We start from the raw sequence: 14,697 nt of genomic DNA, 5'->3' as shown, positions 1-14,697 counted from the left end.
ACTGTCGTGAAGGGTGGCCGCAACGGCATCGGCCCGAACCTGTACGGCGTGGTCGGCCGTGCCGCCGCCGCGACGCCCGGCTTCAACTATTCGGCTGCGATGAAGGCGTCGAAGCTGCGCTGGGACGAGCAGACGCTCAACGAATATCTCGCCGCCCCCCCAGAAGAAGGTGCCGGGCACGCGGATGCCGATCGCGACGCCCGATGCCGCCAAGCGCGCGGCGATCATCGCGTACCTGAAGGCGGAGGGCGCGAAGTGATCGCGCCGCGCACATGACGCTCTCGCGCCGTACCCTGCTCGCCGCCGGTGCAGCGGCATCGCTGGTCCCCGCCGGGATCGCCGCCCAGCGCCGCAGCAGCAATGCCGCACGGTTCTCGCTCGGCTACGCGCCGCACGAGGGCAGCTTCGCCAGCCGCGGCGGACGGATCGAGCAGATCGCCTACGCCGCCGACCAGGGCTTCACCGCCTGGGAGGACAACGAGGCGGCAACGCGGTCCGTGGCCGAGCAGGAGCAGATGGCCAAGGCGCTCGCGCAACGCGGCATGACGATGGGCGTGTTCGTCGCCAGCATGCCCAGATGGTCGAAGTCGCGGCCGCTTCTCGGCGCCAACGACGGCGCCGAGCGCGAGGCGTTCCTGACCGACATCCGCGCCTCGCTCGACGTCGCCAAGCGGCTGAACGCGACGCGGATGACCGTCGTCACCGGCTTCATGGACCCGAAGGTGCCCGTGGATATCCAGACCGCCCGCGTGATCGACGTAATGCGCCGCGCAGGCGATATCGTCGCATCGTCGGGCACCGCGATGGTCATGGAGCCGCTCAACACGCGAACCAACCATCCCGGCGTTTACATGCAGACGATTGCGCAAGGCTATGCGGTCGCGCGCGGTGCCAACAGCCCGGCGGTGAAGATCCTCGCCGACCTGTATCACGAGCAGATCCAGTCGGGGAATCTGATCCCCACGCTGGCCACCTGCTGGAGCGAGATCGGCTACCTCCAGTTCGGCGACAATCCTGGTCGCAACGAACCGTCGACCGGCGAGATCAACTTCGCCTCGATCGTGAAGTGGTTGAAGGCAAAACACTACACCGGCGTGATCGGCATGGAGCACGGCAATTCGATCGCGGGACGCGCAGGCGAGGATCGCCTGATTGCCGCGTACCGCGAGATCGACGCAGCATGAGGGGGATGGGGATGAAGACGGTGGTGATGGCGAGCGTCATCGTAGCGCTGGCGGGACCAGTTGCGGCGCAGGACAAGCCCGGCTTCAAGGATACGCCGATGTTGCCCGGCGGCCAGTGGCACGTCCATGATGCCGACCGCCCCGCGCCGGTCATCGTCGCCCCGGCCGCGACCCCCGGCGGTCCGCCCGCCGACGCGGTCGTGCTGTTCGACGGACGCTCGCTCGACGCATGGAAACCCGATCGCATCGCTTGGCCGATCTCGAACGGAGCGTTGACGATCCCCTCGCGCGCGAAAAGCGGTGGCGAGAACAACCTTGTCTCGAAGCAGAGCTTTGGCGACGTGCAGATGCATCTCGAATTCCGCTCGCCCAATCCGCCGACGAAAAGTTCGCAAGATCGCGGCAACAGCGGCATCTGGTTCATGCAGCGCTACGAACTGCAGATCCTCGATGGCTCGCAGAACCCGACCTACGCCGATGGCACCGTTGGCGCGGTCTACGGCTGGAAGCCGCCACTGGTGAACGCCGCGCGCCGGCCCGGCGGGTGGGGCAGACCTACGACATCGTGTTCGAGCGCCCCCGCTTCGCTGCCGACGGCAGCCTGCTCCGCCCGGCCTACGTCACCGCGTTGCTTAACGGCGTGCTGGTCCAGAATCACCAGGCGATGCTCGGCACCACCATCTGGCGCAAGGTCGCTACGTATACCGCGCACGCCGATGCCGCGCCGATCCAGTTGCAGGATCACGACTCACCGGTGTCGTTCCGCAACATCTGGGTCCGTCCGCTGACCGAAGCGGCGATCGCGCAGGACCTGAAGAAGGACGGTAAATGATCGACCGCAGAACAGCACTCGCCGGTGTCGTCGCCATGTTCGGCACGGCTTTGTACGCGCCGATCGCACGCGCAGCCGGGGTCGCGGCAACACCGGGCGCGGCGGCGGGGATCCCCGTCATCAGCGAAGGCCCGCCCAGCGTCGCGGTCTTCACGGCCCCCCCAGCGCGCGCTGATGACCGCGCTGAGCGAACGCGTGCTGCCGACCACCGATACGCCAGGCGCGATTGCGGCCGGCGTCCCCGCGTTTATCGAAAAGTTGCTCGCCGACTGGGCCGCACCCACCGATCGCGTGCCGATCCTCGCCGGCCTCGACGCGATCGAGGCGCGAAGCTTGGCGGACTACAAGGTCCCCGGCGCAAAGGCGACCGCGGCGCAGCACGACGCGCTGCTGACGCTCGCGATGAACGACCAGATCCCGTCCGGCGGTATCTTCTTCGAGGCGTTCCGCCAGCTCGTCGTCACCGGCTACTACACGTCGGAAATCGGCATGACGCAGGAGCGCGAATATCTGCCGGTGCCGGGCGAGTATAACGGCGCATTTCCCTATTCTCAGGTCAACAAGGTGTATTCCGCATGATCCTCAGCCGTAGAAACCTGCTCGCCGGCTCCGGCGCGGTCGCAGCGCTCGCGTTCGTGCCGACCGCCTCCGCGGCACAGTTGAAGGCGATCGGCCTGCAACTCTACACGATCCGCGACATCTTCTCGAAGGACCCGTTCGGCACGCTCGGGCAGGTCGCGAAGATCGGCTACCGCGAGGTCGAGTTCGGCGGTGGTGGCTATGAAGGCATGGACCACGCGCAGCTGCGCCGGACGATGGACAAGCTCGGCCTGACCGCGCCGTCGGTACATATCGGGTACGACGCGCTGCTCCAGCGGTTCGACCAGTCGGTGACGATGGCCAAGACGCTCGGCGCGACCACGGTGGTGCTGCCGTACATGACCGACGAGCATCGCAACGAAGCGGGCTGGACCGCGGCACTGCCGAACTTCAACCGGTTCGCCACCGACCTGAAAAAGGCGGGGCTGGGCTTCGCGTATCACAACCACGATTTCGAATTCACCACGAAGCCAGGGGGCGTCAGCCTGTACGAGCGGCTGCTGAAGGAGACCGACCCCGCGCTCGTGAAGCTCGAGCTCGATCTCTACTGGGCGCTGCATGCGGGCGAGAACCTGACGACGCTGATCGAGCGCCTGTCGCAGCGCCTCTACGCCTATCACGTCAAGGACATGCGGCCCGATCGCAGCATGGCGGCGGTCGGCGCGGGCACGGTCGATTTCGCCGCGCTGTTCAAGCTGAAGGGCAGCGCCGGCGTTCGGCATTTCTACGTCGAGAACGACCAGGCCCCCGCGCCGTACCTGCCCGACATCACCACGAGTTTCCGGACGTTGCGCGCGCTTCGGTTCTGATCGGCCGCTTCTGAACGGGTGCGTTTCTTACAGGATATTAGGAGAGGAAGATCATGGCCGAGACCAACAGGTTCGACGCGATCGTAATCGGTTCGGGCGTCAGCGGCGGTTTCGCTGCGAAGGAATTGACCGAAAAGGGCCTCCGCGTCCTGATGCTCGACCGCGGCAAGATGGTCGAGCACGGCGAAGGCTACACCTATGATGGCAAGCCCGCCTACGAGGTGCCCGCGCGCAACATCATGCCCAAGCCATTGGTGGACAGCGACTATTTCATCGCCAAGCACGGCTATGTCCAGCCTAGCAACCGCGAGTTTCACAACGACGACCGGCTGAACCCGTACGCCTATGACGAGGGCAGCAAATTCTACTGGATCCGGCCGGGCGCGGTCGGCGGCAAGTCGCTGATCTGGGGCCGCTGGTGCTTCCGCTGGAGCCCCGAGGATTTCGAGGCGAACAAGCGCGACGGCCTCGATGGCGACTGGCCGATCCGCTACGACGACGTAGCGCCGTGGTATAGCTATGTCGAGAAATACATCGGCGTGTCCGGCTCGCGCGAGAACCTCGCATATTTGCCCGACAGCGAATTCCAGCCGCCGATGCCGATGAACGTCGCCGAGAAGTGGCTGAAGCAGGGGCTCGAATCCAAGTTCCCCGGTCGCAAACTGATCAACACGCGGCTGTCGAACATGACAGAGGACAAGCCCGACCAGAACCGCACGAAATGCCAGTTCCGCAACCAGTGCGGCAATGGCTGCTCGTTCGGTGCCTATTTCTCAACCCAGGCCGTCACCTTGCCCGCCGCCCGCGCGACCGGTCGCCTGACGCTCAAGTCGGACTCGGTCGTCACGAACCTGGTGTACGACGCAGCGCGGAAAAAGGTCACCGGCGTCCGCTACATCGATGCCAAGACCGGGCAAGCGGAAACGGTCAACGCCGATCTCGTCTTCCTCTGCGCCTCGGCGATCGCCTCGACGCAAATCCTTCTGAACTCGCGCGCACCGGGCAGCGACCGCAGCTATTTCGACGAGAGCGGCACGCTCGGTCGCTATGTCATGGACCACATCTTTCGCGTCGGGATCGAAGGCGACATTCCCGGCATGGAGGAGTTCATCGAATTCGGTCGCCGTCCAGGCGGCGTCTACGTGCCACGTTTCCGCAATATCGGCGGCGACGAGGGCGTCGGCTTCAAGCGTGGCTATGGCTATCAGGGCAGCGCGTATCGCAATCCCGCCGCCCCGGTCGGGTTCGGCGCATCGATGAAGCAAGGCATGCGCAAATACGCGCCTTGGCGGTTCAGCATGGGCGCGTTCGGCGAATGCCTGCCCTATGCCGACAACAAGGTGTCGCTGCACGCCAGCAAGGTCGACCGGTTCGATGTGCCGCTGGTCCGTTTCGACGTCCGCTTCCGCGACAACGAACTGAAGATGATGACCGACGCACGGGCGCAGGGGGAGGCGATGCTGAAAGGTGCAGGGCTCACCAACGTCAAGAGTTCGGAAAGCGAGCACGTCCCCGGCGACGCGATCCACGAAATGGGTGGCGCGCGCATGGGCCGCGACCCGCGCACCTCGGTGCTCAACGAATGGAGCCAGGCGCATGCGGCGTCGAACCTCTACGTCACCGACGGCGCGCAGATGGCGTCGATCTCGTGCGTGAACCCGTCGCTGACCTTCATGGCCCTGACCGCGCGTGCCGCCGATCATGCGGTCAAATCGCTTCGGAAGGCCTAGGCGCTAGGCGGGCAAGCTGCTCACGCGTCGTCCCCACCGCGGTTCATGACTGGCGCTTGGCGAGGCAGGGATAAACCCTGTCCACCAAGCGCCAGCCGAACCATTCTAGCAGGGTAGCGCCCGTACGATTATTTCGCTGCCCCGCCGCCGGCAGCGATCCAGGCGTCGATCTTGCGTTCGAGCACCGGCATCGGCAGCGATCCGGTATCGAGCACCTGCGCATGGAAATCGCGCGGATCGAACTTCGCGCCGAGTGCGGCCTGCGCCTTCGCCTTGGTCCGCGCGATCGTCAGCTGGCCGATCTTGTACGCCAGCGCCTGGCCCGGAATGGCGATGTAGCGCTCCACCTCGGCAGTCGCATCGGTCCGCGCCATCGGCGAGTTGGCCAGCATGTAGTCGATCGCCTGATCACGCGTCCAACCCTTGGCATGGATGCCGCTGTCGACCACCAGCCGCATCGCGCGCAGCATCTCGTCGTTCAAGCCGCCCATCCGCTGATACGGATCGGTCTCCATGCCCAACTCCTTCCAAAGGCTCTCGGCATACAGCGCCCAGCCCTCGACATACGCGGTGTTGCCACCGAACCGCATGAAGGCTGGGAGCGCGGTGTTCTCCTGCGCGAGACTGATCTGGAAATGATGCCCCGGCACGCCCTCATGCAGGAACAGCGTCTCCATCTCCCACATGTAGCGCGAGGGCAGGTCGTAGGTATTGTAATAGAATACCCCGGGCCGCAGGCCGTCAGGCGTTCCGCCCTGATACGAGCCACCGGCCTCGGTCTTTTCCTTGAAGGCTGGGACCGGGCGGATCTCGAGCGCGGTCTTCGGCGTCAGCGAGAATTGCTCGGGAATGCGCTGGCCGATGCGCTTCTCGATCGCACGATAGCCGTCGCGCAACTGGTCGACCGAACTCGGCTGGAACTGCTTGTCGGTCCGCAGGAAGGTGAAGAACGCGGGCAGGTCGCCCTTGAACCCGACCGCCTGCTTCTGCGTCTCCATCCCCTTCAGGATCCGCGCGACCTCGGACAGGCCGAGCTGGTGGACCTGCTCGGCGGTCATCGGCAGCGTGGTGTTCTTGCGGATCAGATAGGCATAATAGGCATCGCCCCCGGGCAGCGCGGACAGGCCTACCGTGTCGCGCGCAACCGGCAGGTACGTCTTGGCGAGAAAGTCCCGCATCCGCTGGTGCGCAGGCGTGATGACGTCGCGGATCTGCGCCGCATAGGCCGCTTTCAGCCGCGTCTGGTCGGCCGCCGGGATCGACGCAGGGAAGGTCTTCACCGGGCCGTAGAAGGTCGATCCCTCGACACCCTCCGCGATGAGGTTGTCGAACTCCTGGATCATGTTGGTCACGACCAGCTTCGGCTGGACGATCCTGTCCTTCATGCCCTGGCGGAACAGTCCGATCGCGCGGTCGAGCACCGCGGCATATTGCGCGTTGCGCTTCAGGTTGTTCTCATAGTCGACGAGTGTCTTGAACGGTGCCGCGCCCTTGCCCGATGCGAGGTCGGGATAGAAGGTCTGGAACCCGTTGAAATGGTCGATCGGCAGGTCGCGCTCGACCCTGACGATTGCGGGGGCGTAGCCGGCAAGGTCGGTCTCGTTGCGCGTCTTGAACACGTCGTACGCGATCTGATCGGTCGCGGTCAGCTTCGTCCGGTCGATCGTCTTGAGCGCGGCCAGATCATGCTCGATCGCCGCGCGTTCGGCGGCCAGATACGCATCGGTCAGATAATCGCCGAGCCGGTCCGCATAGCGCAAATCGCCGCGGAAGATCCCCTCGATCGGATTGCGTTTCAGGCTCGCCTCGTCGCTGTCGTAGAACACCCGCTTGAGCCGCGCATCGTCCGCACTCTCACCGGGCTGCGCGACGGGAGGCGGCAGCGCCTGCGCACTCGCCGCGGCGCTGCCGACGGTCGTGGACAGGAAAGCGGCAAGCAGCAGTTTGACGGACAACGCGTGTTCCTTTGGATGCGATGACACGGGGGTAGGATGCGGCAGGATTTCCCGCAAGCGCCACCCGTGCCCGCTCGAACTGCAACAAGCGGGTGCGCTCGGCCCGTTCGAAGCTCCGTCGAAACTGGGCGAGGCTCCACCGCCAGCGGCGCAGCCTCGCGTCATTCAGATCTGTGCGACGCCGCCGTCGACGAACATCTCGCTGCCGGTCATGAAGCTGCTGTCCGCCGACGCCAGGAAGGCGGCGGCGGCGGCGATCTCCGCGGGGTCGCCAATCCGGCCGATCGGGGTACCGGCACCCATTTCCGCCATCGCATCCTCGCCGACCACCTCGAGCGCGAGCTCGGTCCTGGTCGGTCCCGGCGACAGCACGTTGACGCGAATGCCGGTGCCGCGCAGATCGAGCGCCCAACTGCGCGCGAAATTGCGGATCGCCGCCTTGGTCGCGCTGTAGACGCTGAACCGCGGCGTTCCCATGACGCTCGTGCTGGACCCGGTGAGGATGATCGAGCCGCCCGACCGCATCAGTGGCAATGCCTTCTGCACGGTGAACAGCAGCCCTTTCACGTTGACGTCGAACGTCCGGTCGTAATGCTCCGGGGTGATTTCGCCGAGCGGTACTAACTCGCCGGTACCGGCATTGGCGAACAGGATGTCGAGCGAACCGCGCTCCGTCCGGACCGTCTCGAACAGGCGATCCAGGTCGGCCATGTCGGATACCGAACCGCTGATCGCGCGGGCATTCTCGCCGAGCTCGACCAATGCCGCATCGAGCGCGTCCTGCCGCCGCCCGAAGATGTAGACGAACGCGCCCTCGTCAATGAAGCGCTTGGCCGATGCGAGGCCGATCCCGCTGCCGCCGCCGGTCACGATCGCCGTCTTGCCGTTCAATCTGTCCATCTGTCGTCTCCGTGTTTGCGAAGATCCTTAGCTGGCGGAGCGCATACCTATCGACAAGTATGCACCTTTTGGTAAGTACCAGGTTATGACAATTTCACCCTCGACTGATGGCTTCACCTGCGGTCTCGACGTCACGCTCCGCATCATCGCGGGAAAATGGAAACCGCTGATCCTGTATTTCCTGTTGCAGCGGCCCAACCGCTACGGGGAGCTCAAGCGTGCAGTGCGCGGCGTCAGCGACAAAATGCTGATCCAGCAATTGAAGGAACTGGAGGCGGACGCCGTGCTGACGCGGACGGATCACCATGAGGTCCCGCCGCGGGTCGATTATACGCTGACGCCGATGGGCTGCAGCCTCGCCGAGGCGCTGGCGCCGCTGTGCACCTGGGGGAACCGAAAACATGGCGGAGGTCACGCGCGTGTTCGCCGAGCGCGACAACTGGCAGCGCGAGGCAGGCTGACCCATACTCCCGCCGCGCTCAGGCCGCCTCGGCGCGGCGCGGCAGTTTCCAGTTCGGGCGGACGAAATGACAGGTGTAGCCGTTCGGCTTGCGCTCCAGGTAATTCTGGTGCTCGGGCTCGGCCTCCCAGAAATCGCCGACCGGGGAGAGTTCGGTCACGACCCTGCCCGGCCATAGGCCCGATGCCTCGACGTCGGCGATCGTATCCTGCGCCGCCCTCTTCTGATCGTCGTCGGTGTAGAATATCGCCGAGCGGTAGCTCACGCCACGATCGTTGCCCTGCCGGTTGACCGTCGTCGGGTCGTGTATCTGGAAGAAGAATTCGAGCAGCGTGCGGAAATCGGTGCGTGCCGGATCGAAGACGATCTCGATCGCTTCGGCATGGTTGCCGTGGCGGCGGTACGTCGCATTGGCGATGTCCCCGCCCGAATAGCCGACGCGGGTCGAGACCACGCCGGGCAGCGCGCGGATCAGGTCCTGCATCCCCCAGAAGCATCCGCCCGCGAGCACCGCGCGTTCGGTCCTGGCCGGGACTTCCTCGACCTGATCGAGATACGCGGCATAGCCTTGCGCCACCATCTCCCCGCGCGGGACGAAGCGCAGCGCTGCCGAATTGATGCAGTAGCGCAGGCCGCCGCGGCTTCGCGGACCGTCCTTGAAGACGTGACCCAGGTGACTGTCGCCATGCGCCGAGCGAACTTCGGTACGCGGGATCAGCATCGACCAGTCGCGCCTGGCCTTGACGTTCGCCGGTTCGATCGGCCGCGTGAAGCTCGGCCAACCGCAATTGGACTCGTATTTGTCGGCGCTGGCGAACAGTGGCTCGCCCGAGACGATATCGACGTAGATCCCCGCGTCCTTGGTGTGCAGCAACGCGCCGGAACCGGGACGCTCGGTCGCATTCTCCTGCGTCACCCGGTATTGTTCGGGCGTCAGCGCGGCGACGGCATCTTCGGTCTTGCGGTAACTGGTCATGGCGGCACTCCGTTGACCGGAATGTGGTGTGCCGTCATCTCGCTGTCGAGGTGCGGGCAGGCACCGCCGCCCTGCGATCAGCGCTGTTTCTTGGTCAGCGTCGCAGTGAAATCGGGGTCCTTGTTCGCGACCCAGTCGACGAACTTTCGCACTGCCGGGGCGGCCAGCAGTCCCTTGACGTCCATGCCGTGGCGTTGCAGCTCGGAATTGGTGAAGTTCGCGGTCAGCGTCTGCTGGCAGATCGGATGCATCGGCACGACGTCGCGGCCGCCCCGGCTCTTGGGGACGGGATGGTGCCAGACGATGGTCTTGCCGGTCGGGCGACTACATAGCCAGCACGAGACGATGGCGATGGGCGCGTCCTCCTCGGCCTGTGGATCTTCATAGGGACCGTGTTTCGAATGTTTGCGCGCCATGCGTCTGTCTCACGTCCCGATGATTGCGGCGCCTTCCTTAGCGGGACGGGCGCCGTTGCGACAGTCGGCTGGTGCCAGCCGCGCACGGCAGGGCAAAGCCGATCCAGGACGTTTGATCGTTCAGCGCGGCGGCCTTGATCGGGCAATGTAGCGCGCTAATACGCGAACAGTAATCGGCGCAGACCGCTCAACAGTGAGCGCTAATCTATAGACTATCCGAGGAGTAGTTATGAGGCCGAAAAATACAAAATGGTTTGTTCTCACCGGGATAGCGGCATTCTTCGGCGTGATATTCGGCATGACGGGGGGCGCAATCCTTGTCCGGCGGCGCTGCGGTCGTGATTTTCGGGGGTCTGTTCGTCGCCGCCATCGCGTTCGTGATCTGGTCGCTGTCCGGCAACAGGGTCGGCAAGACTGCGCCGCCTGCCCTTATTGCGGACGCGCGGACGCTTCGCCCGGCTGCGGGTAGCGCGCGGATCTATGTCGTGCGGCGCGGCTTCATGGGTGGCATGGCCGGTATGAAAATCGACATCCGCGGCGTCGCTTCGGGGCAGATCCGGATGAACCAGTTCGTCATGGCCGAGGTCCCGCCCGGCACGTACACCGTCGAGACCGCGATGGCGCGCAACGGCATCAAGCCGTCGAATTCCGAAACCACGTTGTCCGTGCAGGGCGGCGACGTCGTGGTGATCCTGGCGATGCTGAAGGTCCAGTCGCTGCACTCGACGACCACGCAGGAGCGGATCGTCGGCACGGAAGCGCAAACCGCCGTCGCCACGACCAAGATGATCGAATGGACCAATCGATCGGCTTCGGTCGCATAGCCGCGTGAAAGTGCCGTCCCGTTAAGTCGCCGGCTCGCGCCGCTCGGAAGAACGGCGCGCAGAAGACCGTCATTCACCGCAGGCGCGTCAACTCACCGCGCCGGCGAGCACGTCGACGGTCGTACCGAGTGGAGCAACCAGCGCCTGGTAACAGGACATGGCCGCGAAGCAGGCGATACCCGCGCCGATGATCGCGAGGCAGATGAACTGGAATGCGGATGCGCGGCGTTTGGTACGGTCGGTCTGCTCGACGATCCGCCGGGCAGACTGTTCGCGCTTCATAGCGCGGCGGTCGGCGTCGGCGGCGGGGGGGCGATGTTTCAGGACGGGTTCGCTCAACAATGCGGCAAGGCTGATCGGGTCCTGCGTCCTTACGCCGAAGCGGCTGCCGCCGTTCCACACCACGCGACCAATGATGACGAGAGTCCCACGGCGGATGTCGACATAGGTGCCGAGGATCGGCGGTTCGCTGCTCGATACGAGCAGGCCCTTGTCGGACACGTCGTGAATGCATCCGTTCGACCATTTGCCGCCGACATTCATGCGACAGGGAACCGAGAGTTCCTTCAAAGCGCGCAATTCTCATCCGATCTGGTTGGATCACCGTCCAGAATGCGTATCCCGGTGTCGAAGCGCACCCAATCCGGGAAATATACCGAGACGCGTCATGCATTGCCGACAGCGCCGACGATGACGAGCGAGATCGGTCGGCGCGTGTAGAGTGGCCATCCGTCGCCAACGTTCCAGCAGCCGCCGACCGCATCTCCCGATCTACATCAAGCTTGCCCATCCGGTGGTCCGATCGACAGCGCGGATTACCGCGCGAGCGCGATCAACTGGGCGATGCCGTTGGTGCCGGTCTTCGCGACGATTGCGGCACGGTGATCCTCCACCGTCTTCGGACTGATGTCGAGCGCGGCGGCAATCGCCTGGTTGTTGTGGCCCTTCACCAGCAGGTCGAACACCTGGCGCTGCCGCGGCGTCAGCCCCGAGGTCCGTGCGAGTGCCGAGCGTTGCGCTTTGGACCAGGCGACCCCCTCGGCGATGGCGGCGAGCAACCGGTCCTCGTCGATCGGCTTTTCCAGATAGTCGAGGCCGCCATAGCGACGCACCGAATCCACCGCGTTGGCGGTCGTCGGCCATGCTGTCATGAAGATGATCGCGACCGCGGGGTCGAGCAGGCGGACGCGGTCGGCAAAGTCGAACCCGTCGATCTCGCCCATCATCACGTCGGTAACGATGCAGTGCGCCGGGGCCCGCTCGTACACCGCCAGCAACGGGGCGGGATCCAGGAACGGTTCCGCGACATGACCGTGACGGCGAAGCAGCCGTGCGACCGCCGCGCCGAGGTCCTGGTCGTCATCGACGACATACACCATGCCACACGCGGTATCGGTCATTCGGGCTCTCCAACGAGCGGAAGGGCAATGGTCGCGCGCGTGTTTCCGGCGGTATCGGTGACGCGCGACAGGGTGCCGCCATGCGCCTCGACGATCGCGCGGGCGACGAGCGTGCCGACGCCCATGCCGGGCTGCTCGGGGCGGGCGGGGCGCGATCCGTTCACGACCACCAGCTCGACGCCTCGGTTCGTGCGGGTCACGCCGAGCGTCACGGTGCCGTTGCCGCAGGCCTGGACCGCATTGCGCACCAGGTTGACGATCGCCTGCGCCAGCTCGACTTCCTGCGCGAGGATGACGAGGTCGGGCGCGACGGCATCGATCGACAGCGTGACCCCCTGGGATTTCGCCTCGGGCCGGGCCAGCGCCGCGACGGTGTCGATCAACGTCGCGAGCGGCAGGGGCGTCGGCACGTCGACCGTCCGCCCGCCGAACCGCCGGAGCCGGCGGACCAGCGTCGACAATGCGGCGGCCTTGCGATCGATCAGCGCCGCAGTTGTCGCGATCTCGACATCGGCCGAGACGGTCAGCTCGTGTAGATGCTTGGCCTCGATCGCCAGCGTCGAGAGTGGCTGGCTGATCTCGTGGATGACCGCCACCGACATCGCCCGCAACGTCTTCAGCCGCTCGGCCTGGAACAACAGGCGATCGCGGCGTTCCAGATCGACCCGCACCCTGGCCTGCGCATCCGCGAAACTGCCCGCCAGATACCCGACGACCATGATCGAGGCGAGGCTCATGTGCAGCGCGAGGCGCCCGCCCATGTCCATCGGCATCGCGGTTTGCGGCAGGACCATCGCCGCGACGACGACGATCGCCAGCCAGCTCGCCAGTCGCCCGAACCGCAGCCCGATCCACGCGACCGCGAGCAGGACGGGGGTATGCGGCGTGCCCAGGCCGATCCGCGCGAGCAGGATCTCGATCGCGAACGACGCGACCAGGATCACCACGGCCTCCGCGACCGACGCCATGCTCGGGCGTCCGGGCCGCAATGTGCCGCCCGTCGCAAGGTCCGCCACCCAAAGCAGAGGCGGTGCCAGCAGCAGGACGCCGAGCAGGTCGCCGACGACGAACCCGGTCAGCGACGTCACCGTCTCGCGCAGTCCGGACACGCCGGTGAGATCGGGGCGTAGCAACGACCAGGGCAACGCGGTCAACGCAGCGGCGGCGGGCGCGCCGACCGAGGCGAGGCCGAGCGGCATGGGCGCAACGCTCATGCTCGTCTGCGCACGATCCGCCATCGTCCGGACCAGCAGCACGATCAGGCCATAGACCAGCGGTGGACGGATGACGCCGATCAGCGCGGTCAGCCATCCCGCCGACCGCGGATCGATCACGCCGGTGCCGATCTGCACGAGGATCTCGGTCACGATGATCGCAAGGGTCAACCGTGGCCCGCGCCGCCACAGCAGCGCGATGCGGAAGCCGGCAGCGGGATACAGCAGCGAATAGAAACCGCGCCCGCCCCACTCGGCGGCGATATGATGCGCCGCCAGGAACGCGAGCGCATACCCGACCAACCAGGGCAGGTCGGCGACCGTCGGCAGGACGGTAGTGGCGCGGGAGGGGGTACGGGGCTCTACGAAGGGCTTGGCGAGCGTCGTCATCACGGCCTCCCTGCCAGATCGAGACGCCCCAGCCTATCCGGGGGTATCCCGGAATGCGATCCTAAGCTGAAGGTGGCGCGTCGTGATCGCTCGGCGGCAAGTCCCAATAGGGCGGATCGCCGAACGAGGCCCTGAGGCTCAGCGTCAGGGCAGCGATCTTCACCGATGCGCTGTGCTCTCGCGGATAGGCGATGTACAGTTCGGCACCCTCGGCCGCGCAGCCGATATCGATCCCGACCAAGGCCCCGGCCGCGACATCGGCATGTGCGAAGAACGTCGGCAGCAACGTGATGCCCAGCCCGGCCAGTGCGGCATCGCGCATCACCAGGCCATTGTTGACGCGTAGCGCGGCGCGCGGTCGCACGACGGTCCACCCGTCGGGCCCTGCAAAACGCCAGTCGGCATCGCGGTTCGCGTAGAGAATGCCGCAATGCGCTTCGAGGTCGGCAACGCTTTGCGGCACGCCGTGCTGCGCAAGATAGGCAGGCGAGGCCACGAGGATGCGCTGGCTGGTGGCGAGCCTCTTGGCGACCAGCCTGGTGTCGGCGATCGTGCCGTGGCGAATGACCGCGTCGAAGCCGTCAGCCGCCGCATCGACGAAGCGGTCGTCGAGTTCGAGCGTCAGGTCGATGCCCGGATGATCGGCGAGGAAGCAACAGATTGCTGGTCCCAGATGAAGCACGCCGAAGCCGACTGGTGCGGACAGGCGTAACGGCCCGACCAGCGTGCCGCGCCGTGCTGCCATCTCTGCCGCGCCCTCCGCTGCCTCGTACAGGATCCGCTGCGCGCGCGGCAGGAAGGTCTGGCCGTCCTCGGTCAGCGACAGCTTGCGCGTCGTGCGTTGGATCAGGCGCGTGTCGAGCAATCGCTCCAGCTCCGCCAGTCGTTCGCTGACCACCGATTTGGCGTTGCCGAGACGCCGCGCCGCCGCACTGATCGACCCCGCTTCCGCGGTGGCAACGAACGCCGCAATACCGTCGAGCTTCATCATCGTTCGACAATCCCGG

The 14,697-nt window shown here is 65.8% G+C and carries 15 protein-coding genes and 2 pseudogenes; 9 read left to right on the top strand and 8 right to left on the bottom strand.

The window, feature by feature from the left end:
- Nucleotides 1–6: 6 nt before the first annotated feature.
- The 7 genes and pseudogenes from NHF48_RS13135 (at nucleotide 7) to NHF48_RS13105 (ending at nucleotide 5,155) form a co-directional block, all read left to right on the top strand.
- Complete coding sequence (locus tag NHF48_RS13135) at nucleotides 7–276, top strand: c-type cytochrome (RefSeq protein WP_342454646.1); 270 nt, start codon at nucleotides 7–9, stop codon at nucleotides 274–276.
- A complete protein-coding gene (locus NHF48_RS13130; protein WP_253071371.1) occupies nucleotides 273–1,184 on the top strand; it encodes a hydroxypyruvate isomerase family protein in 912 nt (303 codons plus the stop codon). The genes NHF48_RS13135 and NHF48_RS13130 overlap by 4 nt, the downstream gene beginning before the upstream one ends.
- Nucleotides 1,181–1,675: pseudogene (locus NHF48_RS13125) on the top strand (3-keto-disaccharide hydrolase); the annotation flags it as partial. The gene NHF48_RS13130 and the pseudogene NHF48_RS13125, both read left to right, overlap by 4 nt.
- A 53-nt stretch (nucleotides 1,676–1,728) precedes the next feature.
- The gene (locus NHF48_RS13120; protein ID WP_253071370.1) at nucleotides 1,729–2,016 is read left to right on the top strand and encodes a family 16 glycoside hydrolase; all 288 of its coding nucleotides are present in this window, start codon (nucleotides 1,729–1,731) and stop codon (nucleotides 2,014–2,016) included.
- Between the two features lie 174 nt (nucleotides 2,017–2,190).
- Nucleotides 2,191–2,595, top strand: a complete 405-nt coding sequence (locus NHF48_RS13115; RefSeq protein ID WP_253071369.1) for a gluconate 2-dehydrogenase subunit 3 family protein — start codon at nucleotides 2,191–2,193, stop codon at nucleotides 2,593–2,595.
- Nucleotides 2,592–3,425, top strand: coding sequence for a sugar phosphate isomerase/epimerase family protein (locus NHF48_RS13110; RefSeq protein WP_253071368.1), 834 nt, complete (start codon nucleotides 2,592–2,594; stop codon nucleotides 3,423–3,425). Before NHF48_RS13115 ends, NHF48_RS13110 begins: the two co-directional genes overlap by 4 nt.
- Nucleotides 3,426–3,478: 53 nt before the next feature.
- Nucleotides 3,479–5,155 (top strand): GMC family oxidoreductase, encoded by a 1,677-nt coding sequence (locus NHF48_RS13105; protein WP_253071367.1) that lies wholly within the window; start codon nucleotides 3,479–3,481, stop codon nucleotides 5,153–5,155.
- A 128-nt stretch (nucleotides 5,156–5,283) separates the two neighbouring features.
- On the opposite strand, the gene NHF48_RS13100 is transcribed toward NHF48_RS13105, so the two are convergent.
- The gene (locus NHF48_RS13100) at nucleotides 5,284–7,110 is read right to left on the bottom strand and encodes a DUF885 domain-containing protein (protein ID WP_253071366.1); all 1,827 of its coding nucleotides are present in this window, start codon (nucleotides 7,108–7,110) and stop codon (nucleotides 5,284–5,286) included.
- Between the two features lie 165 nt (nucleotides 7,111–7,275).
- Nucleotides 7,276–8,010: an SDR family NAD(P)-dependent oxidoreductase gene (locus tag NHF48_RS13095; protein WP_253071365.1), complete on the bottom strand. Its 735-nt coding sequence runs from the start codon at nucleotides 8,008–8,010 to the stop codon at nucleotides 7,276–7,278.
- An 85-nt stretch (nucleotides 8,011–8,095) separates the two neighbouring features.
- Between NHF48_RS13095 and NHF48_RS13090 the strand changes: the two are divergent.
- Nucleotides 8,096–8,347 (top strand): annotated as a pseudogene (locus tag NHF48_RS13090) (winged helix-turn-helix transcriptional regulator); the annotation flags it as partial.
- A gap of 142 nt (nucleotides 8,348–8,489) precedes the next feature.
- Here NHF48_RS13090 and NHF48_RS13085 read toward each other — a convergent pair.
- The gene (locus NHF48_RS13085) at nucleotides 8,490–9,446 is read right to left on the bottom strand and encodes a bifunctional methionine sulfoxide reductase B/A protein (RefSeq protein WP_253071364.1); all 957 of its coding nucleotides are present in this window, start codon (nucleotides 9,444–9,446) and stop codon (nucleotides 8,490–8,492) included.
- 77 nt (nucleotides 9,447–9,523) lie between these two features.
- On the bottom strand, nucleotides 9,524–9,862 hold the full coding sequence (locus NHF48_RS13080; RefSeq protein WP_253071363.1) for a hypothetical protein: 339 nt from the start codon (nucleotides 9,860–9,862) through the stop codon (nucleotides 9,524–9,526).
- A gap of 338 nt (nucleotides 9,863–10,200) precedes the next feature.
- On the opposite strand from NHF48_RS13080, the gene NHF48_RS13075 reads away from it, so the two are divergent.
- Nucleotides 10,201–10,686, top strand: a complete 486-nt coding sequence (locus tag NHF48_RS13075; protein WP_253071362.1) for a DUF2846 domain-containing protein — start codon at nucleotides 10,201–10,203, stop codon at nucleotides 10,684–10,686.
- An 87-nt stretch (nucleotides 10,687–10,773) separates the two neighbouring features.
- Here the strand turns inward: NHF48_RS13075 and NHF48_RS13070 are convergent, their stop codons facing one another.
- From NHF48_RS13070 to NHF48_RS13055, 4 genes are all read right to left on the bottom strand, one after another.
- On the bottom strand, nucleotides 10,774–11,256 hold the full coding sequence (locus tag NHF48_RS13070; protein ID WP_263817037.1) for a PilZ domain-containing protein: 483 nt from the start codon (nucleotides 11,254–11,256) through the stop codon (nucleotides 10,774–10,776).
- A 245-nt stretch (nucleotides 11,257–11,501) separates the two neighbouring features.
- Nucleotides 11,502–12,086, bottom strand: a complete 585-nt coding sequence (locus NHF48_RS13065) for a response regulator transcription factor (RefSeq protein ID WP_253071360.1) — start codon at nucleotides 12,084–12,086, stop codon at nucleotides 11,502–11,504.
- A complete protein-coding gene (locus NHF48_RS13060) occupies nucleotides 12,083–13,690 on the bottom strand; it encodes a sensor histidine kinase (RefSeq protein ID WP_253071359.1) in 1,608 nt (535 codons plus the stop codon). Before NHF48_RS13060 ends, NHF48_RS13065 begins: the two co-directional genes overlap by 4 nt.
- A gap of 61 nt (nucleotides 13,691–13,751) precedes the next feature.
- Nucleotides 13,752–14,681: a LysR family transcriptional regulator gene (locus NHF48_RS13055; protein ID WP_253071358.1), complete on the bottom strand. Its 930-nt coding sequence runs from the start codon at nucleotides 14,679–14,681 to the stop codon at nucleotides 13,752–13,754.
- Between the last annotated feature and the right edge of the window lie 16 nt (nucleotides 14,682–14,697).

The sequence above is a fragment of the Sphingomonas sp. H160509 genome, assembly GCF_024124765.2.
Lineage (GTDB): Bacteria > Pseudomonadota > Alphaproteobacteria > Sphingomonadales > Sphingomonadaceae > Sphingomonas.
Note: the sequence above shows the minus strand (reverse complement) of the source record. Positions and strands in the feature narration are given on the sequence as shown.